Here is a 24,902-nt window from a genome sequence, read left to right as displayed (position 1 = left end):
GTCTAATTCAACCAAAATAATAAATAAGATCGAGAACTTAAATTTATTTTGTAACAACAAACTGAAGTAAACTTTGATCTATGCCTCATTATTGGCTAATAAGTCGGTGATATTGAACAAATATTAAACCCATCAAATCGTACCGTTATCTTCAACTTAATTAATCAATTTTGCTTATTAATATGTCAAATACCAATAATTGAAAACTTAGCTATATCTTCACATTGTCAATTTTATAAACATTGCCTAAGTTACGGACACAAAAAGCCCGCTATATCATAGCGAGCTGTTTCGGGACTCTTTTAAGTCAATTAGGCACCTGAAAATGACCTACTTCGCATGGGCATATCGCCCACACAAGCATTATGCTCATATTAACCAAACCGTAATTTCAACAAATTACAGACGTAAAAAAGCCCACTACATAATAGCGGGCTGTTTCACGACTCTTTCAAGTCAATTAGGCGCCTGAAAATGACTTATTTCGCATGGGCATATCGTCCACACAAGCATTATGCTCATATTAATACCATTTACATTAATTAATTGGTCAATTTTGTCCACCGTCTAGAACATAGTTGAATCACCCTTTCCGGCTCTGCAATAAATCGATTCCATGCAATGGAACACTGCTCAACAATATCGTCATATCCACTAAAGCAACGATTTGCGAGTTCATTCTGACGAAGCCATTGCCACACTTGTTCTATAGGGTTGAGTTCTGGCGAATAGGGCGGAAGCTTAAGGATACTAAGGTTATCAAAGTCCTCAGTCAGATCTTGTTGATGCCAACCTGCACCATCCATGATGACCAAAGCATGGCGACCCGATTCGGTAGCCTCTGAAATTAATTTTAAATGCTCCCACATATATTCACTGTTGGCATGCGGGGCAATAATAGCCTCTGTCGTGCCTGTTGCAGGACACACCGCACCATATAAATATGCTGATTCGAACTGTTGTTGCCTTACCGCTCGTGGTCGGGTTCCTTTCGTTGCCCAAATGCGGGTCGTGGTATTTTGCTGACCAAATCTAGCTTCATCTTGAAACCAAACATCAATGCGATCTAACGCCACATGACCAGGGGTGTTAAGGATCGTTGACAGCTGGAAGTTTTTTAAAAGCGTCCTGAATATCTTGAGATTGTTTTGGGTGTCGAGAACGGGTCGTTATCCATGACAATCCTAATTGATGCAGTAATCTGTAGATATTTGCCTGTTTAAAGGTCACCCCAAATTCAGACTGAATAAAAAGACTGACATCTCTTGCCATCAATCTTCCGCCACTCTCAGACAAGCTTTGACGTTGTACAAATTCTTTCAGATTTACCAGTTGTTTCGCCGATAGTTGAGCGGGTCTACCTGGATTATGTTTATCATCTAGGCCGCTAATGCCATGAGTTAAATAATGAGTAACCCAAGTAGTTACACTGGTTCTACTGACCTTCAGCATGTTGGCTATAGCAGTACGAGAATGACCTTCGGTAAAATGAAGTAAGGCGAGATAACGCATACGTTTACGTGCGCGTTTCTCAGATTTAACTAATGCTGCAAGATTGAGATTATTCATCGATACTGAAGTAAGGAAATGACGAGCAATTAGATCACATATTTAATGTAAATGGTATAACCAAGCCGTAATTTCAACAAATTATACCATTTACATTAATTAATTGGTCAATTTTGTCCAACGTCTAGAACATAGTTGAATCACCCTTTCCGGCTCTGCAATAAATCGATTCCATGCAATGGAACACTGCTCAACAATATCGTCATATCCACTAAAGCAACGATTTGCGAGTTCATTCTGACGAAGCCATTGCCACACTTGTTCTATAGGGTTGAGTTCTGGCGAATAGGGCGGAAGCTTAAGGATACTAAGGTTATCAAAGTCCTCAGTCAGATCTTGTTGATGCCAACCTGCACCATCCATGATGACCAAAGCATGGCGACCCGATTCGGTAGCCTCTGAAATTAATTTTAAATGCTCCCACATATATTCACTGTTGGCATGCGGGGCAATAATAGCCTCTGTCGTGCCCGTTGCAGGACACACCGCACCATATAAATATGCTGATTCGAACTGTTGTTGCCTTACCGCTCGTGGTCGGGTTCCTTTCGTTGCCCAAATGCGGGTCGTGGTATTTTGCTGACCAAATCTGGCTTCATCTTGAAACCAAACATCAATGCGATCTAACGCCACATGACCAGGGGTGTTAAGGATCGTTGACAGCTGGAAGTTTTTTAAAAGCGTCCTGAATATCTTGAGATTGTTTTGGGTGTCGAGAACGGGTCGTTATCCATGACAATCCTAATTGATGCAGTAATCTGTAGATATTTGCCTGTTTAAAGGTCACCTGCGTAATACCATGATGCCGATCGGTCAATACCATTCAAGCCGATCACTTTTTTGTTCGCCAGTAGACCTCCGTAAAATCTAGCTTCAGTGATCGGCTTCAGTCAAGGTATTTAGTTTTTTTCGCATCGATTCGCCTTTTAATTCCAACTTTATTGCTCCGTGAACAAGTCGATCTAGAATCGCATCAGCATGTGTCGATTCTCCTATCATTTCATACCAATTTTCGATCGGTAATTGACTGGCAATTAATGTCGATTTTGTATCATATCTTGCATCAATTAATTCCAATAAATCACTACGTTGTTGAGCCGTTAATGGCTCTAATCCCCAATCATCTAAGATCAGTAAATTAGCAGAGCTAAGCTTGTTGATCAGTTTTCGATAACTACCATCGGCTTGCGCTAAGAACATCTTTTCTAATAGCTCCTTGAGCCTAAAATAATAAACGCTACTCCCTTGTTGGCAGTGGTTTTGACCAAGAGCGCAAGCGAGGTAAGTTTTGCCACACCCCGTTGCTCCCGTAATCAAAATATTTTGGTGAAGGCGAAGCCATTCACCTTGTGCTAATGAACGGATCTGAGTTTTATCGAGTTGTCGTGCTGCGCCATAGTTGAGTTGAGCAAGCGTGCCGCCAACTCTGAACTTTGCTTGTCGAGTTAGGCGGTCAATTTTACGCTGGTCACGCTGCGTTATTTCATGCTCAAGCAATAAACTTAGCCGCTCTTCGAAGCTTTGTTCTACGTATAGATTAGGTTGTTCAAGTTGCTGTAATAGCGCATCACGTATGCCGCTTAGCTTTAAGTTACTTAACTGGTTATTGACTTGTTGATTGATATTTTTCATAAGATTTCCTTTGATTGGTTAGTTTTTATTAATGGTAATAGTTATTGCCGCGGATATTTTTATGATCAATATCTTGTAGCGAATCACCCTGAGCTTGTGGCAAGGGTTGCTTATCCAAGCCTTTTTCTAAGATGGTTTTCACTTGTTTTACGCGAGTAACACCTGTGGCTAATGCGCGATGACAGGCGGCTTCAAGACGTTGGTCTGTAAACTTCTTGCCTAGGCTTAATAACCCCATACAAGCACGGTAGCTTTGCTCTGGATGCTTTTTAGCTTGCATCAATTGCATAACAAACTGCTCGGTTGATTTACCAAACTGACTTGCCCAGCGCTCAAATCGCTGCGGTGTCCATTGCTGTTGTTTTTGGTGAGCGATAGGCATATGTAGCTCAAGTGTTGTATGCGCACCTTCTCGGTATGATCTGGGGTGAACAGCGACTCGTATGCCTTGATGGTAGAGTGTCACCAATTTTCCTGAGGCATGTGCTTCAAGTTTTTGCTTGATCAAGGTATGTGGCACTGAGTAATAGTGCTTTTCAATCTCAATATGATAATCAATATGTACTCTCACTTGTTTCACTAAGGTGTAGCTGTAAGGCTGCAAGGGCAATGGTTTTAACGCTGGTTTATCAATGGCTTCAAATTGACTTAATCGTGAGCCAGGATGTTTTTTCATTTGTCGCTGATTTAAATCGATGAGTAATTCTTGAATCTTTAGATTTAATTGACGCAAGCTAAAAAAGGTTTCATTACGAAGACGTGCCATGATCCAACGTTCAACAATTTGTACACCCACTTCAGCCTTGGCTTTATCCTTTGGTTTATAGGGTCTTGCAGGCACAATGACGGTATCGTAATGCGTCGCTAGTTGTTGGTAGGTTGGGTTTAAGTCAGGCTCATATCGGCAGGGTTTGGTGACGGCACTTTTAAGGTTGTCAGGAATGATCTGCTCAGGAACACCACCAAGAAACTCAAAACAACGGGCATGACTCATCACCCAATCTTCAAGTTTCTGGCTGTAAGTCGCTTCGGCATAGGTATAATTTGATGCCCCCATGACCGCGACGAATACTTGTGCAGTACGGCATTCGCCTGTACTTCTATCAACAATACTCATGGTTGGGCCACAGTAATCCACAAACAGTTTTTCACCAGCTTTATGGTTTTGTCGCATCGAGGGTTTTTGGCATTTAAGCCATGCCTTGTACTGACGGCAGAAGTGAGTGTAACTGTAAAAACCTTCCGCGTGCCGCTCTTTGTATTCTTCCCAAAGCAGCAACAACGTCATGGTTTTAGGCCGAAGCTCTTGTTGAACTAACGACCAGTCAGGAATGGTAAAGCCTTTTAAACGAGGCTTTGTTTTGAAAAACGCTTGTTGTAGAGAGTTATCATCCCACTTCTCATCAAGCGGCCAGCAAGTAATGTCTAGCTCTGCTGATTTACAGGCATATTTAGACACGATTGAGGGTGAAACAGATAAGCTTTTTGCTATCTGACGATGACTGAGTTTACAGCCGTATTTTAGTCTTAAAATTTCTTTGAGTTTACGCATTGAAATAGGTGCCGTTGGCATGGTCATTCTCATCATCAAAAATGAAAAGAATAACGGTTAAAAACACCTACGGGCAGACAAAAAAGTACAAAAAACGAACGGTACTATTCAAGCCGATCACTCAATACTATTTTGACCGAAAAGTGATCGGCATCGATGGTATTGAGTGATCGCGATGAATGGTATTAGGTGATCGGCTTAGATGGTATTAGGTGATCGCGATGCATGAGAATATGCAGTCACCCCAAATTCAGACTGAATAAAAAGACTGACATCTCTTGCCATCAATCTTCCGCCACTCTCAGACAAGCTTTGACGTTGTACAAATTCTTTCAGATTTACCAGTTGTTTCGCCGATAGTTGAGCGGGTCTACCTGGATTATGTTTATCATCTAGGCCGCTAATGCCATGAGTTAAATAATGAGTAACCCAAGTAGTTACACTGGTTCTACTGACCTTCAGCATGTTGGCTATAGCAGTACGAGAATGACCTTCGGTAAAATGAAGTAAGGCGAGATAACGCATACGTTTACGTGCGCGTTTCTCAGATTTAACTAATGCTGCAAGATTGAGATTATTCATCGATACTGAAGTAAGGAAATGACGAGCAATTAGATCACATATTTAATGTAAATGGTATTACAGACGTGAAACAGCCCGCTACATGATAGCGGGCTGTTTCACGACTCTTTTCAAGTCAATTAGGCGCCTCTCTCGCATGGGTATATCGTCCACACAAGCATTATGCTCATATTAACCAAACCGTAATTCAACAAATAACAGACGTAAAAAAGCCCGCTACATGATAACGGGCTTTTTCACGACTCTTTCAAGTCAATTAGGCGCCTGGAAATGACCTACTCTCGCATGGGGAGACCCCACACTACCATCGGCGATACTGTGTTTCACTTCTGAGTTCGGAATGGGATCAGGTGGTGCCACAGCTCTATGGTTTCCAGACAAATTTGTTTATCTAACGCACTAATTCTTCATTAGGCATTAAATAATAATTCGGAAAGCTGATTGCTTTTACTCTTATCAAGAGTCTTGAGTTCAACAAGTACACGGATGTACTTGATGTCATAAACGCATGGAGCATTTTATGACCACTGTTTAAGCGCCTCATTCTAATACTAAGTCGTATCAGTAAAACCCATCTGGGTTGTATGGTTAAGCCTCACGGGTCATTAGTACAAGTTAGCTCAACGCCTCACAACGCTTACACACCTTGCCTATCAACGTAGTAGTCTCCTACGGCCCTTTAGAGAGCTTAAAGCTCTAGGGATGACTCATCTTAGGGCTCGCTTCCCGCTTAGATGCTTTCAGCGGTTATCGATTCCGAACGTAGCTACCGGGCAATGCCATTGGCATGACAACCCGAACACCAGCGGTTCGTCCACTCCGGTCCTCTCGTACTAGGAGCAGCTCCCTTCAATCATCCAACGCCCACGGCAGATAGGGACCGAACTGTCTCACGACGTTCTGAACCCAGCTCGCGTACCACTTTAAATGGCGAACAGCCATACCCTTGGGACCGACTTCAGCCCCAGGATGTGATGAGCCGACATCGAGGTGCCAAACACCGCCGTCGATATGAACTCTTGGGCGGTATCAGCCTGTTATCCCCGGAGTACCTTTTATCCGTTGAGCGATGGCCCTTCCATTCAGAACCACCGGATCACTATGACCTACTTTCGTACCTGCTCGACGTGTATGTCTCGCAGTTAAGCTGGCTTATGCCATTGCACTAACCGTACGATGTCCGACCGTACTTAGCCAACCTTCGTGCTCCTCCGTTACTCTTTGGGAGGAGACCGCCCCAGTCAAACTACCCACCAGGCACTGTCCTCAACCCCGATAAGGGGCCAGAGTTAGAACATCAAAACTACAAGGGTGGTATTTCAAGATTGACTCCACTCAGACTAGCGTCCAAGCTTCAAAGTCTCCCACCTATCCTACACATGTAGGTTCAATGTTCAGTGCCAAGCTATAGTAAAGGTTCACGGGGTCTTTCCGTCTAGCCGCGGGTATACGGCATCTTCACCGCAATTTCAACTTCACTGAGTCTCGGCTGGAGACAGCGTGGCCATCATTACGCCATTCGTGCAGGTCGGAACTTACCCGACAAGGAATTTCGCTACCTTAGGACCGTTATAGTTACGGCCGCCGTTTACCGGGGCTTCGATCATGAGCTTCTCCGAAGATAACCCAATCAATTAACCTTCCGGCACCGGGCAGGCGTCACACCGTATACGTCATCTTGCGATTTTGCACAGTGCTGTGTTTTTGATAAACAGTTGCAGCCACCTGGTATCTGCGACTGCCGTCAGCTTAGGGAGCAAGTCCCATCACCAACAGCAGCGTACCTTCTCCCGAAGTTACGGTACCATTTTGCCTAGTTCCTTCAGCCGAGTTCTCTCAAGCGCCTTGGTATTCTCTACCCGACCACCTGTGTCGGTTTGGGGTACGATTCCCACTAACCTGAAGCTTAGAAGATTTTCCTGGAAGCATGGCATCAACTACTTCATCACCGTAGTGACTCGTCATCAGCTCTCAGCCTGTACATTAAAGTACGATTTCCCGGATTTGCCTAAGAAATCAACCTACCACCTTAAACGCGGACTACCAACGCCGCGCTAGCCTAGCCTTCTCCGTCTCTCCATCGCAGTTAGCGGAAGTACAGAAATATTAATCTGTTTCCCATCGATTACGCCTTTCGGCCTCACCTTAGGGGTCGACTCACCCTGCCCCGATTAACGTTGGACAGGAACCCTTGGTCTTCCGGCGAGGGAGTTTTTCACTCCCTTTATCGTTACTCATGTCAGCATTCGCACTTCTGATACGTCCAGTGTGGGTTACCCCTTCACCTTCAACCGCTTACAGAACGCTCCTCTACCGCGCACTTCTAATGAAATGCACCCGTAGCTTCGGTGGTATGTTTAGCCCCGTTAAATCTTCCGCGCAGGCCGACTCGACTAGTGAGCTATTACGCTTTCTTTAAATGATGGCTGCTTCTAAGCCAACATCCTAGCTGTCTAAGCCTTCCCACATCGTTTCCCACTTAACATACACTTTGGGACCTTAGCTGACGGTCTGGGTTGTTTCCCTTTTGACAACGGACGTTAGCACCCGCTGTCTGTCTCCCGAGTAGTACTCATTGGTATTCGGAGTTTGCAAAGGGTTGGTAAGTCGGGATGACCCCCTAGCCTTAACAGTGCTCTACCCCCAATGGTATTCGCTCGAGGCGCTACCTAAATAGCTTTCGAGGAGAACCAGATATCTCCGAGTTTGATTGGCCTTTCACCCCCAGCCACAAGTCATCCGCTCATTTTTCAACATAAGTCGGTTCGGTCCTCCAGTTGATGTTACTCAACCTTCAACCTGCCCATGGCTAGATCACTCGGTTTCGGGTCTACACCTTGCAACTAAACGCGCAGTTAACACTCGGTTTCCCTACGGCTCCGCTATTCGCTTAACCTCGCTACAAAATGTAAGTCGCTGACCCATTATACAAAAGGTACGCAGTCACGGTCTCAAGAACCGCTCCCACTGCTTGTACGTATACGGTTTCAGGTTCTATTTCACTCCCCTCACAGGGGTTCTTTTCGCCTTTCCCTCACGGTACTGGTTCACTATCGGTCAGTCAGGAGTATTTAGCCTTGGAGGATGGTCCCCCCATATTCAAACAGGATGTCACGTGTCCCGCCTTACTCGTTTTCATCTATGGTTAGTTTTCATGTACGGGGCTATCACCCTGTGCCGCTGAGCTTTCCAACTCATTCCACTAACACCCCATAGACTTAAGGGCTAATCCCCGTTCGCTCGCCGCTACTAGGGGAATCTCGGTTGATTTCTTTTCCTCCGGGTACTTAGATGTTTCAGTTCCCCGGGTTTGCCTCACAACACTATGTATTCATGTTGTGATACATGCTTATGCATGTGGGTTTCCCCATTCGGATATCGTTAGCTCAAATGCTTATTACTAGCTCGCCAACGCTTTTCGCAAGTTATTACGTCCTTCATCGCCTCTGACTGCCAAGGCATCCACCGTATACGCTTGGTCACTTAACCATACAACCCAAATGAGTTTCACACCCTTGAATTAACAAGAGAAAAGCTCTGGGTCATATCATGACCAGCTGGTTTTTACTTGTCTCACCTCCAGGGTAGGAAGTGGACTCGCCTTAGTTTTTTAGAATATTCAAGACACTTAAACAGTGTTTTGAGAACTCAAGTGTTAATGCTTTCGCATTAACGTTTTTCGCACTAACGTGATCACACAAACGACAACGAATCATCATTTATGCGCCTTTAGTTAGTACTATCAGCTTTCCAAATTGTTAAAGAGCGGGCTTAAAAAAGCCAAAGATAAAATTTCGTTTATCTTTGGCATCTCTTACCAATTGTATGTAATGGTGGAGCTATGCGGGATCGAACCGCAGACCTCCTGCGTGCAAGGCAGGCGCTCTCCCAGCTGAGCTATAACCCCTTTACATACAGCGAGAATAAATATCAAGTAACCAATCATAAGATTGGCGAAGCCAAATCAAATTTTAACAAGTTAATTCAATGCGACGTTTCCTCTCTTATTAAAAGAGTCTAAACGAGTATTTAATTAACGCAGATAAAATGAAGATTTGGTGGGTCAGAGTGGACTTGAACCACCGACCTCACCCTTATCAGGGGTGCGCTCTAACCAGCTGAGCTACAGACCCATTCTTTTTGGTCTTTTAATCCTTATTCGGCGTTACTTTCTTTGTTTCTCAGTCATGTGCTAAAAGCACACTCCCTGCGAGACTCATCAAGTGCCTTGATTAAGAATCAAAATCCTCAAAAATACCTTTCGATATCTTTCTCTTTCTTTCTATCAAGTAATCTGTGTGAACACTCACATGCATCTCTGCACTTTAGGTATTGAGTTAGTCGTATAGGTAAGGAGGTGATCCAGCCCCAGGTTCCCCTAGGGCTACCTTGTTACGACTTCACCCCAGTCATGAACCACAAAGTGGTGAGCGTTCTCCCGAAGGTTAAACTACCCACTTCTTTTGCAGCCCACTCCCATGGTGTGACGGGCGGTGTGTACAAGGCCCGGGAACGTATTCACCGTGGCATTCTGATCCACGATTACTAGCGATTCCGACTTCACGGAGTCGAGTTGCAGACTCCGATCCGGACTACGACGTACTTTGTGAGATTAGCTCCACCTCGCGGCTTTGCAACCCTCTGTATACGCCATTGTAGCACGTGTGTAGCCCTACTCGTAAGGGCCATGATGACTTGACGTCGTCCCCACCTTCCTCCGGTTTATCACCGGCAGTCTCCCTAGAGTTCCCACCATTACGTGCTGGCAAATAAGGATAGGGGTTGCGCTCGTTGCGGGACTTAACCCAACATTTCACAACACGAGCTGACGACAGCCATGCAGCACCTGTCTCACAGTTCCCGAAGGCACAAGTCCATCTCTGGTCTCTTCTGTGGATGTCAAGAGTAGGTAAGGTTCTTCGCGTTGCATCGAATTAAACCACATGCTCCACCGCTTGTGCGGGCCCCCGTCAATTCATTTGAGTTTTAACCTTGCGGCCGTACTCCCCAGGCGGTCTACTTAATGCGTTAGCTTGGGAGCCCAGTGACTAAGTCACCAAACTCCGAGTAGACATCGTTTACGGCGTGGACTACCAGGGTATCTAATCCTGTTTGCTCCCCACGCTTTCGTGCATGAGCGTCAGTCTTTGTCCAGGGGGCCGCCTTCGCCACCGGTATTCCTCCAGATATCTACGCATTTCACCGCTACACCTGGAATTCTACCCCCCTCTACAAGACTCTAGTTCGCCAGTTCCAAATGCAATTCCCAGGTTGAGCCCGGGGATTTCACATCTGGCTTAACAAACCGCCTGCGCACGCTTTACGCCCAGTAATTCCGATTAACGCTCGGACCCTCCGTATTACCGCGGCTGCTGGCACGGAGTTAGCCGGTCCTTCTTCTGTAGGTAACGTCACAGTAATAGTTTATTAAACTATTACCTTTCCTCCCTACTGAAAGTGCTTTACAACCCGAAGGCCTTCTTCACACACGCGGCATGGCTGCATCAGGGTTTCCCCCATTGTGCAATATTCCCCACTGCTGCCTCCCGTAGGAGTCTGGGCCGTGTCTCAGTCCCAGTGTGGCTGATCATCCTCTCAGAACAGCTAGGGATCGTCGCCTTGGTGAGCCATTACCTCACCAACTAGCTAATCCCACCTAGGTTCATCCAATCGCGGAAGGCCCGAAGGTCCCCTCCTTTCCCCCGTAGGGCGTATGCGGTATTAGCAGTCGTTTCCAACTGTTATCCCCCTCGACTGGGCAGATCCCTAGGCATTACTCACCCGTCCGCCGCTCGTCACCTCAGGAGCAAGCTCCCTTGTGTTACCGCTCGACTTGCATGTGTTAGGCCTGCCGCCAGCGTTCAATCTGAGCCATGATCAAACTCTTCAATTAAAGTTTTTTTGTTCGACTACGTCGAACGGCTCAATGAATTCTACTGTTATAATTCGCTTTGCTCAAAGAGCTAACGAGTTATCAACTACATTGCTGTAGCTTCATATTACTATGAACATTCTCATCATCGAGTTAAATTTTGATTGCCAACATTCCGAAGAACAGAAGACAATTTCGAATAACTCAATACCTGTGAATGTCCACACAGATTACTTGATAAATTGTTAAAGAGCGGACTTGGTAACTAGCGTTAGACGCTGCGTTCCGTGTCAGTGGGGTGTATTATAGGGAAAACAATTTATAGCGCAAGGGCTTTCTACGGTTTTAATGGTTATTACGCCCCAACTGCACACTATTTGAACTTAAAGCCATGTTTATTGATGTTTTCGCTGACTTTATAGGCAAAATTTGCATGCTATAGCGAACATCAAATTTATATTAGTTACCTATATAAGGCTTATTATGCGGCTCACAGTAGTTTAAGCGGGTAATTTAGCATGTTGAGTCTAAAAAATTACTGAAACGACGTTAATTTCATGTTAACTCCGTAGCCGCATTTAGTAGCGCGAACGATTTAGCCTTATTGGATGACATATCTTTATTTGGATAAGGGGATTTGTATCAGCAAAAAATAAGCTGATTAGTATAGAAAGGAAGAGAAAGACTAAAACGTGGTAAATGGTTACATTGAAAATCGCTGTTCATATATAAGTGGTGAAAGCTTAAATATGAACAGCTGAAATAATAGCTTTGAGTTCGCGATTCTATTATTTGGCGAGTAATTGACTTAGCAGACTCGGAACATCAGCGATACTGTCAACAACTGCACTCGCAAGTTCAATTCCGGCTTCATCTACTACTTTACCTGAACGAACCAAAATGGCAGTGTTAATGCCAGCCGCTTTTGCTGCGCGTATATCATCAGCTTTATCGCCCACCATGACTGACTGGCTCATATCAATTTTCAAAAATTCTGCAGCATCTAGCATCATGCCGGGTTTGGGCTTTCTGCAATCGCAATCTTGCTTATATTCACCTAGGCCTTTTTGTGGATGATGCGGGCAATAGTAGATACCATCAAGTTCGACACCTTTATCGGCAAAGTTCCAATCCATCCATTCCGTTAAATGATGAAAATCATCCTCACTGTACATACCACGAGCAATGCCAGATTGATTGGTCACCACTATTAATAGGTAACCCATCTGCTTTAATGCGAGACACGCTTCAAATACACCGTCGATATATTCAAAGTCGTCCACGGTATGAACATAACCATTGTCTTTATTGATCACACCATCACGATCGAGAAATACTGCTTTATTCAACCTAACACTCCTTAAACTCTATACTGTGTCGATTATCCCATTGAGATGAATTTTGGGCCAGATAATCTGAATAATTTTGTTAATTTGTTCATTTACCGCGGTTTTATGAGCTTAATCTGCATAATTGTATAGGTTTCACTTTATAAAGCGGCGGCTAAGCGTTACCCTTGCCCGAAGAAATTAGTGATTATTATAGAATACATGAGCAATATACCTCCTATTATTCATAAAACGCGTACGCAACTTGTTGTTGAGGCGCTCAGAGAACGGATCCTTTCTGGTGATATACAAGGAGGAGAACCGCTTAGGCAGTCTGCTATTGCAGAACAGTTAAATGTAAGTCGAATTCCCGTTCGTGAAGCTTTAGTTCAATTAGAAGCAGAAGGTTTGATTAATTTCGAACCACACAAAGGCGCAACGGCAACATTGTTATCTGTTGAACAAGTCACTGAATTATTTGAACTGCGCGCTATGATCGAATCAGATTTGTTGGCTAAGGCCATCCCTAACCTATCTGACAAAGATCTTGTTGAAGCTGAAGCCGTACTGGTTCAACTTGAATTGGCATTTAAACTGAAAGAATCAGTAGCAAGTTGGAGTGAACTGAACACTCGATTCCATACCCGTTTATACCAAGCAGCTAATCGTCCTCATACAATGGAAGTGGTTAACGGTTTAAACACTAATTGCGATCGCTATATTCGTCTGCAGTTGTTATTTACTGGCGGGATACCTATCGCTGAAAGAGAACATCGAGTGTTACTCGAATTATGTAAAAATCGCGACATCGAAAAAGCCACAACTTTACTGCGTGAGCATATCTTGCATGCTTCGGCTTCGATCACGAAACTGGTAGAACAAAAGATTAAGTCATAATAACAATAATAAACCTTAGTCATGATCATTTAAGCATTTAACATCAGCTGGTTAATGTCAGACCATTGATGTTGTAAATAAATTTAATTAACTATTGAAACATATTGAGAGAACTTCTTATGCAGTATGCACACATTACCGGTTGGGGTAAGTCAGTTCCACCCGCAACATTGACCAATGACGATTTAGCGACATTCATGGAAACGACAGATGAATGGATCAAAACACGTACTGGAATTAGTAAGCGTAACATTAGTCACGTTAATACTTCTGAAATGGCTTCGGTTGCCGCTAAGCATGCGCTTGCCGCAGCAGGGATTGATGGCAGTGAATTAGATTTAATTATTCTAGCCACCGCCAGCCCTGATACCTTGATCCCCAATATTGCATCAACGGTACAGGCAAATATTGGTGCTACTTGTGGTGCATTTGACATTAACGCTGCTTGCAGTGGCTTTTTGTATGGTGTTGGCTTGGCCAGCTCAATGATTAAGAGCGGCCAAAGTAAGAAGATTCTGATTATCGGCGCTGAACGTTTATCTTTTTATTTGGATTGGTCTCGACGTGAAACAGCAGTGTTATTTGGTGACGGCGCTGGTGCAGTTGTACTTGAGGCCAGTGACCAACCTGGTGGTGTATTAGGTTATGAATTAAATAACGATCCTGAAGGTCGCGATATTTTAAAGTCTAACTTTGGCACCCAGATGGATAGATTTGACAATGACTCATTGGATTTTTACATTCATATCAATGGTCAAGATGTGTTTAAACGTGCAATTCATGGCATGGGAAGTTTAAGTAATAAGGTATTAGACAACTGTGGTATCAGCATCGACGATGTCGACTTTGTTATTCCACATCAGGCAAACGAACGTATTATTGATACGCTAGTTAGCCGAATGAAAATTCCAAAAGAAAAAGCCTTCGTCAATATCGCTGATTATGGCAATACGTCTGCAGCGACTATCCCGATTGCGATTTGCGATGCGTTATCTCAAGGTAGAATTGAAGCCAATCAGACTATTCTGTCTTGCGCGTTTGGTGCTGGATTAACCTCAGCGGCCTTACTGCTAAAATGGGGCGAACGCACCACGCCAATTAACACCAGTGATGCTGCATTACCGCCTTGCGATAAAACCGCACTTGAATTGATTAAACCTGCAGTTGATTATTTTTTCAATAAAGCTAAAAACGCAGAATAAGCTGTCTTCAGTGTTTAATAGAAAAGCCAGTCTCGATGACTGGCTTTTCTATTCTAACGAGACACATTGATTAAGTCTTTAACCGACAACTTTTTAATATCACCCATCGCCGAAACTTGAGCCAGCAACAATTCAGCACAAGATAATGCATCAATAAGCGCATTGTGAGCAGAATAAACGGGTAAACGGTAACGTGTACGGCTTGCATTCAAGCGTAACGAACCTTCTTTTAATACAGGCTGTTGCATTAAGCAGCGCTTCTTTTCTATGGCTAGTGTATCAATAAATACCAACGGAATTGATTGTCCAAAACAGCGTATCAACTGCTGCTGAATAAACTGTATGTCCAACGGTGCATGGTGCGCGACCAAAATATAGCCCTTTGTTTTTGATAAAAACCAATCAATTGCCTCTGCTAACGTTAAGGCCATGTGCAATTGGTTATCCACAATACCGTGAACCGTCGCGCTCTGCCCCACACTGCCGCTAATAGAAATCATCATATGCTGTGCTTTATCAAGCGGAATGACCCCGTTGATAATCGGCACTAAACCGATACTGATGACTTGATCATGGATTGGATCTAAGCCAGTCATTTCAAGATCAATCGCCATCAAAGGTGCATCTAGAAATGGTTTTGTTAACGCAGGCGTTATTGCTTCTAAATACGTGTTGAGTAATGAAGGTAAAGTGGTCATTTTTTTATGCCATAACACCGCTTTTATCCACCAAAAACTGGCCACTAAAAGCTCCTCATGAACTTAAGTTTTATACCTGCTTGGGCATCATGTACTACTTTGAATGCATCACGAAGCTGATGGCGCATTAATGAAGAAAGGTGTTGTGGTTTTAGATAATTGTTCACAGGTAAGTTATTGGTGGCTTGATAGCCTTGATTAGCTAAACGCATGTGCGCAATGAACTCATGGGCATCCGCCAAATTAAGTGCATCTTTACGATTAATAATATTAGCGTCCATTAACGCTCTGATCCGCTTAGCAGTATTAACCTCTTTGATGCCAGCACTTAAGGCATACACTCTGGCAATGTCATTAATTAATGCACTTCCTTTGTGTTTTAAATCCATGCCTTTCACCTCACTACCATCACGCTCAAGGACAAACTTCCTAAAAAAGCCCAATGGTGGTGATTCAGTTAACGAGTTGCCCGCCATTCCGGCAAGGAAAATATCATTATTTTGTGTAGATGCTAAAACATCATCTTGCAGTTCACTGAATAAACTCAATGGCCCAAACACTGGGCGCATATCAAAAAATATACTGGCATGCATTAAGGCTTTTGGTTCTGGCGTATTCACCCATCTTGAAAAAAGCCCTTTCCACTTCACCAGTGATAAGCGCCATTTGGGGTTTTGCGCCATAATGTCACCAGGACAATAAATATAACCACATTCATCTAAGCCCTTACATACTGCTTTTGTTAATGCTTCAAAATAAGCGGCGGCAAACTCATCGGGGTCGTGGGCCAGCAATAAACCATTATCTTGGTCAGAACAAGCAACTTGATCTTGCCTACCTTGGGAACCAAAAGCCAACCAACAAAACGCCATTGGTGCTTGACCTAAAATTTGTTGATTCAATTCAATTAGCCGACGCGTTAATGCATCGGTTACCGACGTTAATACCCTACCTATTTCTTCTGCTCTAGCATCTGCGCTGATCAAATTTTGCAATAGTAACGGAATTTGCTTACTCACTTGAATAAGCTTTTCGATACTACCTTGCCGCCCTATTTCGCCAATAAGCAGCAAGGGCTGTGAACTTTGCGAACGTAATATATCAGTACTGGTGATCATCCCTAATGCACGGCTACCATCAACCACAGGTAAGTGGTGAATATTATGCTCACTCATCGCCAACATTGCTTCGAACACTAGCGCGTTGGCGTGAGTTGTCACGGGATTGATGGTCATGGCTTGACTCACCAGCGTATTGACGTCTAAGCCTTCTGCGATAATTCGATTACGTAAATCTCGATCGGTCAAAATACCGGTTAATTTTTGATTATCGATAACGAGCACCGATGAAACCCGGTGTTCACGCATTAATTTAGCCGCATCCATAACACTGGCGTGAGCGTCGATGATAATAGGCTGAGATGACATGATGGAAGTAATACGGCTAGTCGTGGTCAAGTCTTTAGCACTAAATTTAGTTTCATTGCGTAGGCGTTTAGCAAAAGCACGGGCAAAAAACTGATCAAAGCTCCGATGTTCGGAACGTAATTTGGCAAAGACTGATTGTGGTAAATGATAAACCAAACCATCTTCTAAAATAGCCACTTTATTAACCACTTTTTCACCCGATAATAAGGTGGAAAAACCAAAACACTCACCTTCGCCAACTCGGTCAACCAACACACCTTCAGGGTCACGCACTTCGAATGCACCGCTACGAACAATGTACAATTTTGGATTGTCTTTATCGAACTCAACAAAGGCAGACGCTTTACTGTAATAACCGATGCTAATCTTTCTAGCACAATATTGAATACTCTCTTTAGGTAGCGTGTCGAAAGGCGAATGAGCCGCTAAAAACTGTTCTACTGGTTGTAACTCACTGGCATCCATTAATCATTTCCCTATTGTGCATGGGCGAACAATATCACTATAGCAAAGCGTTTCGCTTATCTGCTATAGGACTAAAGCCCAACAAAAAGAGCGCCTAAGCGCTCTTTTTAAACAGTGTTGATAACAGCAGGTTAATGATCGTGTGCTTCGCCTGACCCTTTAGGGAAACGAATTGACTCAACCATTGCGACTATTTCGTCAGGGATTTTAGCGGTGACTTTACTGACAGCAAAAGCGACACCAAAGTTAACCATCATTCCCACCATACCAATACCTTCAGGTGAAATACCAAATAACCAATTTTCAGATGAATTAGCCGCCGGATTGATAAACTTGAAGTAGGCAATATAACTAGCAGTAAATAATAAGCCAATCACCATGCCCGAAATAGCACCTTCTCTATTCATAGTTCTAGAGAAAATACCCATGATAATAGCCGGAAATAACGACGCTGCTGCCAGACCAAATGCAATGGCCACCACCGCTGCTACGAATCCAGGTGGATTAATACCAAAGTAACCCGCCATAACAACCCCGAAACCAGCGGCTATTCGTGCATACATTAACTCTTTCTTATCCGAAATATCCGGCATTAGATTTTTCTTGAGTAAATCGTGCGACACAGATGTTGAAATTACCAGTAATAAACCTGCAGAGGTAGACAAGGCTGCGGCTAAACCACCCGCGGCAACTAATGCAATAACCCATGCTGGAAGATTAGCAATTTCAGGCGTGGCAAGAACCATAATATCTCGGTCAATGTTCATCTCATTTTTTTCACCATTGGTGTAAAAAATCTTGCCATCGTTGTTCTTATCATCCCATGTAATTAAACCGGTTTTTTCCCAGTTTTTAATCCACGTTGGCGCTGTTTCATAAGGCACGCCAGTTGATTCTGGTCCATTGATGGTTTCAATCATATTAACGCGAGAGAAAGCAGATAATGCAGGAATAGTAGTATACATAATAGCGATGAACACTAATGCCCAGCCCGCAGAAATACGTGCATCTTTTACTTTAGGAACAGTAAAGAAACGTACAATCACATGTGGTAAGCCCGCTGTACCGAACATTAATGCACCAGTAATGAAGAACACATCAATCATCGATTTTGAGCCTTCGGTATATTGGGAGAACCCGAGTTCTGCCGATAATCCATCGAGCTTATCGAGTAAATACACCCCCGTACCATTACCTGCAGCATCGATTAACTCAGCACCAAAACCGATTTGCGGTAAAATATGACCTGTCATCATTACTGATATAAAGATAGCAGGAACCATAAAGGCAAAAATAAGTACGCAGTATTGTGCTACCTGTGTGTAAGTAATCCCTTTCATGCCACCTAATACAGCATAAAAGAACACCACTGCCATACCAATATACACACCGGTTTCTACGTCAACTTCTAAGAAACGAGAGAACACTACGCCAACACCACGCATTTGCCCTGCAATGTAAGTAAAACAAATAAAGATGGCACAAATAACTGCGACAGTTCGTGCAGTCTGAGAGTAGTAACGATCACCAATAAAGTCTGGAACCGTAAACTTACCAAATTTACGTAAATAAGGTGCCATACATAAGGCTAATAGCACATAACCGCCAGTCCAACCCATAAGGTAAACTGAGCCATCATAACCGGTAAAAGACACAATACCGGCTAATGAAATAAACGATGCTGCTGACATCCAGTCCGCTGCAGTTGCCATACCATTTAGAACAGGGTGAACGCCACCACCTGCTACATAAAACTCTTTAGTTGAACCCGCTCGAGACCAAATGGCGATCCCGATGTACAGCGCAAAAGTCGCGCCGACAATTAAATATGTTAGTGTTTGAACATCCATTTTTAGTGCTCCTTAGTCTTCCTGAACATTGTATTTTTTGTCTAATGTATTAGCTTTCGCTACATAAACAAAAATCAGCGCCACGAATACATACATTGCACCCTGCTGCGCAAACCAGAAACCCAGTTTGAATCCCATAAAGGTAATTTCGTTTAACACATCAACTAGTAAAATACCGCAGCCAAATGACACTGCAGCCCAAATTGCAAGCAAGCTAAGTACTAATCGTAAATTCTCACGCCAGTAACCCGCTGCCTTATCGTTATTTTCAAAACTCATTGCGACTCCCCTAAGTTATTTTTTGTAAAGCCATTGTTAATTTAGCAACTCAGGGGGCCACCACAATCAAGACCTTAGTCGTACTTGATTAACAAACGTTAACGTGAAACTTAAAAAAGGATATAAATCAGTTATATAAAAAATATTGAAATGAAAGAGACTTCTTGTTTGTCAATTTAATTAGACCAAGGTCGAACAAGATTTCAGCATTAAAAGATTGAGATCTGCATCACAAAAGATAAAAAGGGACATTTGCGTGTAAAAAAACCTTAGTTTGCGTTGAAATCTGTTCTATTTCCTGAGATAAGTACTTAGATAGGAATAAATCTTTTTAGAATACAAATAATAAGGATATTTTTTTTGACCTTGCCACGCATTAATCAACAACATCTTTTATTCTCGATCATCTTGGGAGTCGTTGGATTGCTCATCAATTGTTACCCAATACAATTTTTTGCCAATGTGCAATTTGTATTAGGTAACACGGTGACTGTCATTGCTGCGGTTTTATTGGGACCTTGGTATGCATTTCTAACCGCTATGATGGCATCAACTGGATTAATGTTGATATGGGATAGCCCACATGTGTATTTGTTTTTTGGGCTTGAAGCATTATTTTTAGGTTATGCCAGACGCCGTGATATCTATGCTTTATATGCTGATGCAGCATATTGGTTATTTATTGGTGCACCAATGGTATATTTATATGTGGTGCTATTGATGGACATTCCCCCCTCTCACTTAGGCTTTATTATTTCAAAGCAAGGCATCAACGGACTGATTTATACCAGTATTGCATCACTACTGATTTTAGCGATACCAAAGTTATGGTTTTTAAAAGACAAAGTTAAAGACCGCCATCGTAGACAATTAAGTTCACAACTGACCTATTTCTTCACCTTAATGGTGACCTTAACGTTATTGTTTTCGGCGTTAATCTTTAATTTTTATTTTTTAGAACGTCAACAAATCATGTTAAAACAAAACATGACTGAAGCGGTTGCCCACCTTTCGACCTCAGCACAGAATTACATTGAAAACCATAAAACCGTCATTCAAAATACTGCAAGCCAATTAGACTTAGTTGCAGATACGCCTGAAAAATGGCAAGACATTTTATCGAGTTCACATCAAAACTATTCTGGTTTTATCAGCATGTTGATTGCTAATCCGACAGCCAATATTGTCGCTGCTAGTCCAGTATCAAGACTCATGACAAAGCAAATATCTGAACAAAGCGTCAACATTAAAGACAGAGATTATTTTATTGAGTCATTCTATAATCAGCGCCTATTCGTATCATCTGTCTTTCTCGGTCGCGGATTTGGAAATGACGCAATTATTGCTATGAGTGCGCCCTTTTATCTCGATGAGCAACACACACAAGTTGCAGGAATCGTAGAAGGGTCACTTGATCTGACCCACTTTGCACATATTGACCAAGTTAATGAATATACCGACGATGAATCTATAGTGATGGTTGATGAACAAAATCAAATAATTTACGCATCAACAAAACTCAACTTGAAACCACTCTCACAATTTAATTTTGCAATAAATAAAGGCGTATATCGAGCCAATCTTGAATTAATCAATATTCATAATACGACCTCAATTGTGCCTGAATACATGTATGCTCACCGGGAACTCGATAATGGTTGGACCGTGTATATTTTAAAAGAATTTTCGCCGTTACTAAAACTCGCTGAAGAACAAATGTTCAGTAGCTTTATCATGCTGTTGATTGCATTGTTGTGTACCTTCTATATTTCAAAGAAGCTCAGCGCGTTGCTAACGGTGCCATTAGAAGCTGTCGCCAATCAATTCAGTCAGTCATATTCAGATCCAGCAAAAACATCGGCAATTGACGATAGCTCACCAAGAGAGGTATTCAGTCTGTACCAACGGTTAGCAGCCAGTAAACAACAACTCATCGCGCATCAAGTCGAATTAGAAGAAACAGTTGCTCATCGTACGGCGGAATTAGAAAAGGCCAACAAAAAACTCACAGAACTGGTTGATAGAGATCCGTTAACCGGCTTATATAATCGCCGTTATGCTGAACGTAAATTTGGTGAGTTAGTGGATTTTTGTTTGCGAAGCGATCAGGCCATTACTGTTGTATTGCTTGATTTAGACTTCTTCAAAAAAGTGAATGACAACTATGGCCATTTAGCTGGTGATGAGTGCTTACGCAACGTGTCACAATTATTACAGAAATACTTTAAACGAGACATTGATATTGTGGCCCGCTACGGCGGAGAAGAGTTTTTGCTTATTCTGCCTTTGTCCAATACCTTACATATTGAACATCATCTCAATGGTTTTAGAGAGGCACTGTCGCAATTAGACATCATATCACCTGAAGATAAACAGTCATTTAACGTGACGGTCAGTATTGGTGCTATTACGGCAAGTGCTGATTATGAAGTAGAACTGGATAAATGGATTAAAGTCGCTGATGATAACCTCTATCAGGCAAAGCAACAGGGACGTAATCGAACAATCATTAACATCATTAATGACTAATATTTAGCGGTTTATTGCCTAATGGTGACTCAGGTTGATACCCTTGAGTAAACTCATCAATTCGAGTCATCATGTAAGGATAAAATGGATTCCATTTCTGACGTAACATGTCATCAGCAGTCACACTGAAAATGCCTCGTTCACCTTGATAAATTGCTCTGCCTATTTGGATTTTATCAGGGTCATTACTTGGTAGAGGCCCATAAAGGCTGTCTTCAATCGGAAAGTTTAGCGCCACATGAGATAAAGAATATACATCATTCGGCCAAGTCAAACTTAGCGCTATCACATCGTCGGTCTTCGATTTATCAGCAAGCTCCCTAACCTGAACATGATTATCTTGTTGCGGATCATTTTCAACCAAACTTAAGCGATAAGGTAATTGCTTTGGTAACCAAAAAGGGGCAAAAGTCGCCAATGGATCTTGGAAAAGTAATTGGTTGTTACTCTTCGTCCTATTGACATCAAATAGCACTAATTGATGGCCTTTATTTATTGGCAATTTTTGATATAGCAAATCAACCACAGCTAACGAAGAAACAGTATCATCGACAACTGACTGAAACGTTAGCATTGCAGGAATGGCATTAAATTGCTGCGCCGACAATGATGCTAATAAGGTCTGATTACGCTGTGTTAACTGATACACAACATCGCCAGCATTAACAGCAAACGAACGATATTTAAATGGATCATATTCTGTTTGAATGCTGTTCCAATACAGTTTATCTTGCCCGAGCAACTTACCCAGCTTAGCTTGCCAATAAGCGCCTGCCGCAATGGGAGCTAGACCAATGGCTGGTGATAACATAATCATGCCGGCAAAGCTTGTAGGCTTGTTTAAGCTGATATTTTCAAGTTCATGGTTTAATGCTAAAGCAGCTCCAGTCGAAAAACCGGCCACATAAATGGGTTTACCTGGTAATTGGGCAGACAAGCGGGCAACAGCTAGTGATACAGCCCCAGCAAGATCAGGCCAAGTAATGTCGGTTAATCCAGAAGGAATGGTACCGTGCCCTGGCAAGCGCAACCCTAAAACATAAGCCTGGTGCTGATAATGCTGTGCAAAATGCGACATCACATAAGGTGAGTCGGACATACCGTGTAGCAATAAAAGGCCAAACTCAGCTTGGGGATTTTTCCATTCGAAAGAACGGTTCCAATTTTGTTGCCATAATCCAGGATCAGATAAACTATTACGCTCATAACGATTAACCGGGGATGCTATTTCAGGTTGATATTGACGGTAAACTTGCTGCTCTACCTCAGCAAAAAGCTTATCTTCTAACTGTAAATATTGGCTAAAATCAGTTAAACCGGACTGTTGATGGTACTCTGAGGTAAGGTGCGTCGTGTGCCATAATGATAAGTTAGGCCGTGCATTCAGCAACCAAACGGCGGTAATGATTAACGCTAAACCAATACCTAGAGCACCATAAAATGCGGCAAATAAAAAATGTTTCGTCGATCCAATCACAATTGCGCGCATAATAACCTTAAAAATAGATACCAATTCGAACAAAAAATAGTGTAACGCTTACAACCGAACCGCCAAACTCTTATCATTCATAACGATACTGGAAGTAATATGTCATCAGATTTATTTAGCCATATATGGGGACCGATGAATCCCGATATCATTTTTTATTTACCTACGCCTCCAGAGATACCCTTGCACTGGCAAGCTTCTCATCCCGATGCCATTACACAACTGGTCGCATTGAATGGCAATCACTGGCGTAAAATCGTCACCATTATGGGGAAGATTTGCTGTTTAGAACACGATATCAATGCTAACAAAGGAATTGATTGGAAACAGATCCGTGACCAATTATTTAATGAGTCTCATGATCAACAAATCGATAAACACATCAATACTCCATCACGCTTGCATTGCCAATTACGTATTGTTAATTCAAAGGTTGAACACCACGGCGAGATAGTATTTCCTTCTGAATCTTGGCATATTTTATGTGGCAAAGAAGCCCAACAACGTATGGGAATAACCGATCTTCGGCACTATGTCTCACTAGATGAAAAGCAAAAAATACAGCACCAGCACACGGTATTACTGACGCCATATTTAGATTACCGACAATATGCTAATGTGCTAATAGAACTCACCCGACAACACATCGCCTTAAGTAAAGTGTAAGATATTAATCGTAAATCGTCGGGATCGGCTTACGTTTATGCTGGGTGCGTTTATAGATGCTCACCAGTTTATCTTCCACAGACTTGGCAACATCTTTGCCCTCTAGAAAGTCATCAATTTGATCATAGGTCAGCCCTAAAGCAACTTCATCTTCAAGTTGAGGTTTATTATCTTCTAAGTCCGCCGTAGGTGCCTTTTTAACCAATATTTCTGGCGCGCCTAAATGGGCAGCTAATAGACGTACTTGACGTTTATTTAAGCCAAATAATGGTGCTAAATCGCAAGCCCCATCGCCCCATTTGGTATAGAAACCGGTAATATTTTCCGCACTATGGTCGGTGCCCACAACAAGGCCGCCCATAGCACCAGCAATATCATATTGGACTATCATGCGCATTCTGGCTTTAACATTACCCTTGAGAAAGTCTGTCTTTCCAGCATCTGTTGATGATAATCCCGCGGCGGTAAGCCCCTTTAGCGTCGCATTATGGATACCAACAACACCATCATGAACATTCACGGTCACTTGTTTTGAAGGCTGAATAAACTGACAGGCTAGCTGAGCTTCGGCTTCATCTTGCTGGACATGGTAAGGTAAGCGCACTGCAATAAACTGATACTCATCACTGGCTTTTTCTTGATTAAGACTATTCACTGCCAGTTGGCATAAACGTCCAGCAAGTGATGAATCAACACCACCACTGATCCCCAAGACTAAAGTTTTGCTGTGAGCCTCTGATAATGTTGCCTTAATAAAAGCAATTCTGCGTTGGATTTCAAACTCAGGCTCAATGGCCTTAAGTACATGCATCTCTCTTAAGATTTGTCCTTTCACGTGACGCTCCTGATTGCTTATTAATAATCT

At 42.7% G+C, this 24,902-nt stretch carries 15 protein-coding genes, 2 tRNA genes, 3 rRNA genes and 1 pseudogene; 4 read left to right on the top strand and 17 right to left on the bottom strand.

Annotated elements, in window-relative coordinates:
* Positions 1-542: 542 nt before the first annotated feature.
* The 11 genes and pseudogenes from SFRI_RS21240 to gmhB form a co-directional block, all read right to left on the bottom strand.
* Positions 543-1,569, bottom strand: a protein-coding gene (locus SFRI_RS21240) for an IS630-like element ISShfr2 family transposase (protein ID WP_086019747.1) whose coding sequence is annotated in 2 segments (ribosomal slippage) — positions 543-1,112 and positions 1,114-1,569 — 1,026 coding nt in all. Because the reading frame shifts where the segments join, the coding sequence is not laid out codon by codon here.
* A 99-nt stretch (positions 1,570-1,668) separates the two neighbouring features.
* Positions 1,669-2,356 (bottom strand): annotated as a pseudogene (locus SFRI_RS08025) (IS630-like element ISShfr2 family transposase); the annotation flags it as partial.
* A gap of 86 nt (positions 2,357-2,442) precedes the next feature.
* Positions 2,443-3,201: an IS21-like element ISShfr5 family helper ATPase IstB gene (gene istB / locus SFRI_RS08020; protein WP_011637026.1), complete on the bottom strand. Its 759-nt coding sequence runs from the start codon at positions 3,199-3,201 to the stop codon at positions 2,443-2,445.
* A gap of 28 nt (positions 3,202-3,229) precedes the next feature.
* On the bottom strand, positions 3,230-4,774 hold the full coding sequence (istA, locus tag SFRI_RS08015) for an IS21-like element ISShfr5 family transposase (RefSeq protein ID WP_041412878.1): 1,545 nt from the start codon (positions 4,772-4,774) through the stop codon (positions 3,230-3,232).
* Between the two features lie 177 nt (positions 4,775-4,951).
* Positions 4,952-5,335 carry a helix-turn-helix domain-containing protein gene (locus SFRI_RS08010; RefSeq protein WP_011637024.1) on the bottom strand — a complete coding sequence of 128 codons (384 nt, stop codon included), beginning with the start codon at positions 5,333-5,335 and terminating at the stop codon, positions 4,952-4,954.
* Positions 5,336-5,597: 262 nt separating this feature from the next.
* Positions 5,598-5,713: ribosomal RNA gene (gene rrf, locus SFRI_RS08005) — 5S ribosomal RNA — on the bottom strand.
* A gap of 206 nt (positions 5,714-5,919) precedes the next feature.
* Positions 5,920-8,824, bottom strand: a 23S ribosomal RNA gene (locus SFRI_RS08000).
* Between the two features lie 342 nt (positions 8,825-9,166).
* A tRNA-Ala gene (locus SFRI_RS07995) sits at positions 9,167-9,242 on the bottom strand.
* Positions 9,243-9,391: 149 nt separating this feature from the next.
* Positions 9,392-9,468 (bottom strand) — tRNA-Ile (locus SFRI_RS07990).
* Positions 9,469-9,685: 217 nt separating this feature from the next.
* Positions 9,686-11,228, bottom strand: a 16S ribosomal RNA gene (locus SFRI_RS07985).
* Together the 16S, 23S and 5S rRNA genes with 2 tRNA genes alongside form the textbook arrangement of a ribosomal RNA operon.
* Before the next feature lie 767 nt (positions 11,229-11,995).
* Positions 11,996-12,556, bottom strand: coding sequence for a D-glycero-beta-D-manno-heptose 1,7-bisphosphate 7-phosphatase (gene gmhB / locus SFRI_RS07980; protein ID WP_011637023.1), 561 nt, complete (start codon positions 12,554-12,556; stop codon positions 11,996-11,998).
* A gap of 201 nt (positions 12,557-12,757) precedes the next feature.
* Here gmhB and SFRI_RS07975 point away from each other — a divergent pair, with 201 nt between their 5' ends.
* Positions 12,758-13,432, top strand: coding sequence for a GntR family transcriptional regulator (locus SFRI_RS07975; RefSeq protein ID WP_011637022.1), 675 nt, complete (start codon positions 12,758-12,760; stop codon positions 13,430-13,432).
* Positions 13,433-13,551: 119 nt separating this feature from the next.
* Entirely contained in the window at positions 13,552-14,634 is a 1,083-nt protein-coding gene (locus SFRI_RS07970) for a ketoacyl-ACP synthase III (RefSeq protein ID WP_011637021.1), read from the top strand.
* 53 nt (positions 14,635-14,687) lie between these two features.
* Here the strand turns inward: SFRI_RS07970 and SFRI_RS07965 are convergent, their stop codons facing one another.
* The 4 genes from SFRI_RS07965 to SFRI_RS07950 form a co-directional block, all read right to left on the bottom strand.
* Positions 14,688-15,377 (bottom strand): exonuclease domain-containing protein, encoded by a 690-nt coding sequence (locus SFRI_RS07965; protein ID WP_011637020.1) that lies wholly within the window; start codon positions 15,375-15,377, stop codon positions 14,688-14,690.
* Positions 15,377-17,224 (bottom strand): DUF294 nucleotidyltransferase-like domain-containing protein, encoded by a 1,848-nt coding sequence (locus tag SFRI_RS07960; protein ID WP_011637019.1) that lies wholly within the window; start codon positions 17,222-17,224, stop codon positions 15,377-15,379. Before SFRI_RS07960 ends, SFRI_RS07965 begins: the two co-directional genes overlap by 1 nt.
* A 131-nt stretch (positions 17,225-17,355) precedes the next feature.
* Positions 17,356-19,074 (bottom strand): sodium:solute symporter family protein, encoded by a 1,719-nt coding sequence (locus SFRI_RS07955; RefSeq protein WP_011637018.1) that lies wholly within the window; start codon positions 19,072-19,074, stop codon positions 17,356-17,358.
* A 12-nt stretch (positions 19,075-19,086) separates the two neighbouring features.
* Positions 19,087-19,353: a DUF4212 domain-containing protein gene (locus SFRI_RS07950; RefSeq protein WP_011637017.1), complete on the bottom strand. Its 267-nt coding sequence runs from the start codon at positions 19,351-19,353 to the stop codon at positions 19,087-19,089.
* Between the two features lie 360 nt (positions 19,354-19,713).
* Here SFRI_RS07950 and SFRI_RS07945 point away from each other — a divergent pair, with 360 nt between their 5' ends.
* Positions 19,714-21,882 carry a diguanylate cyclase gene (locus SFRI_RS07945; protein WP_244262861.1) on the top strand — a complete coding sequence of 723 codons (2,169 nt, stop codon included), beginning with the start codon at positions 19,714-19,716 and terminating at the stop codon, positions 21,880-21,882.
* On the opposite strand, the gene SFRI_RS07940 is transcribed toward SFRI_RS07945, so the two are convergent.
* A complete protein-coding gene (locus SFRI_RS07940) occupies positions 21,872-23,371 on the bottom strand; it encodes an alpha/beta hydrolase (protein WP_011637015.1) in 1,500 nt (499 codons plus the stop codon). The two genes, SFRI_RS07945 and SFRI_RS07940, sit on opposite strands and share 11 nt — an antisense overlap.
* A gap of 99 nt (positions 23,372-23,470) precedes the next feature.
* Between SFRI_RS07940 and SFRI_RS07935 the strand changes: the two genes are divergently transcribed.
* Positions 23,471-24,037 carry a DUF6942 family protein gene (locus SFRI_RS07935; protein ID WP_041412877.1) on the top strand — a complete coding sequence of 189 codons (567 nt, stop codon included), beginning with the start codon at positions 23,471-23,473 and terminating at the stop codon, positions 24,035-24,037.
* Positions 24,038-24,041: 4 nt separating this feature from the next.
* Here SFRI_RS07935 and nadE read toward each other — a convergent pair whose 3' ends face one another.
* The gene (gene nadE / locus SFRI_RS07930) at positions 24,042-24,872 is read right to left on the bottom strand and encodes an ammonia-dependent NAD(+) synthetase (RefSeq protein WP_011637013.1); all 831 of its coding nucleotides are present in this window, start codon (positions 24,870-24,872) and stop codon (positions 24,042-24,044) included.
* Between the last annotated feature and the right edge of the window lie 30 nt (positions 24,873-24,902).

Origin of the sequence: Shewanella frigidimarina NCIMB 400 (assembly GCF_000014705.1) — a bacterium.
Taxonomy (GTDB): domain Bacteria; phylum Pseudomonadota; class Gammaproteobacteria; order Enterobacterales; family Shewanellaceae; genus Shewanella; species Shewanella frigidimarina.
Note: the sequence above shows the minus strand (reverse complement) of the source record. Positions and strands in the feature narration are given on the sequence as shown.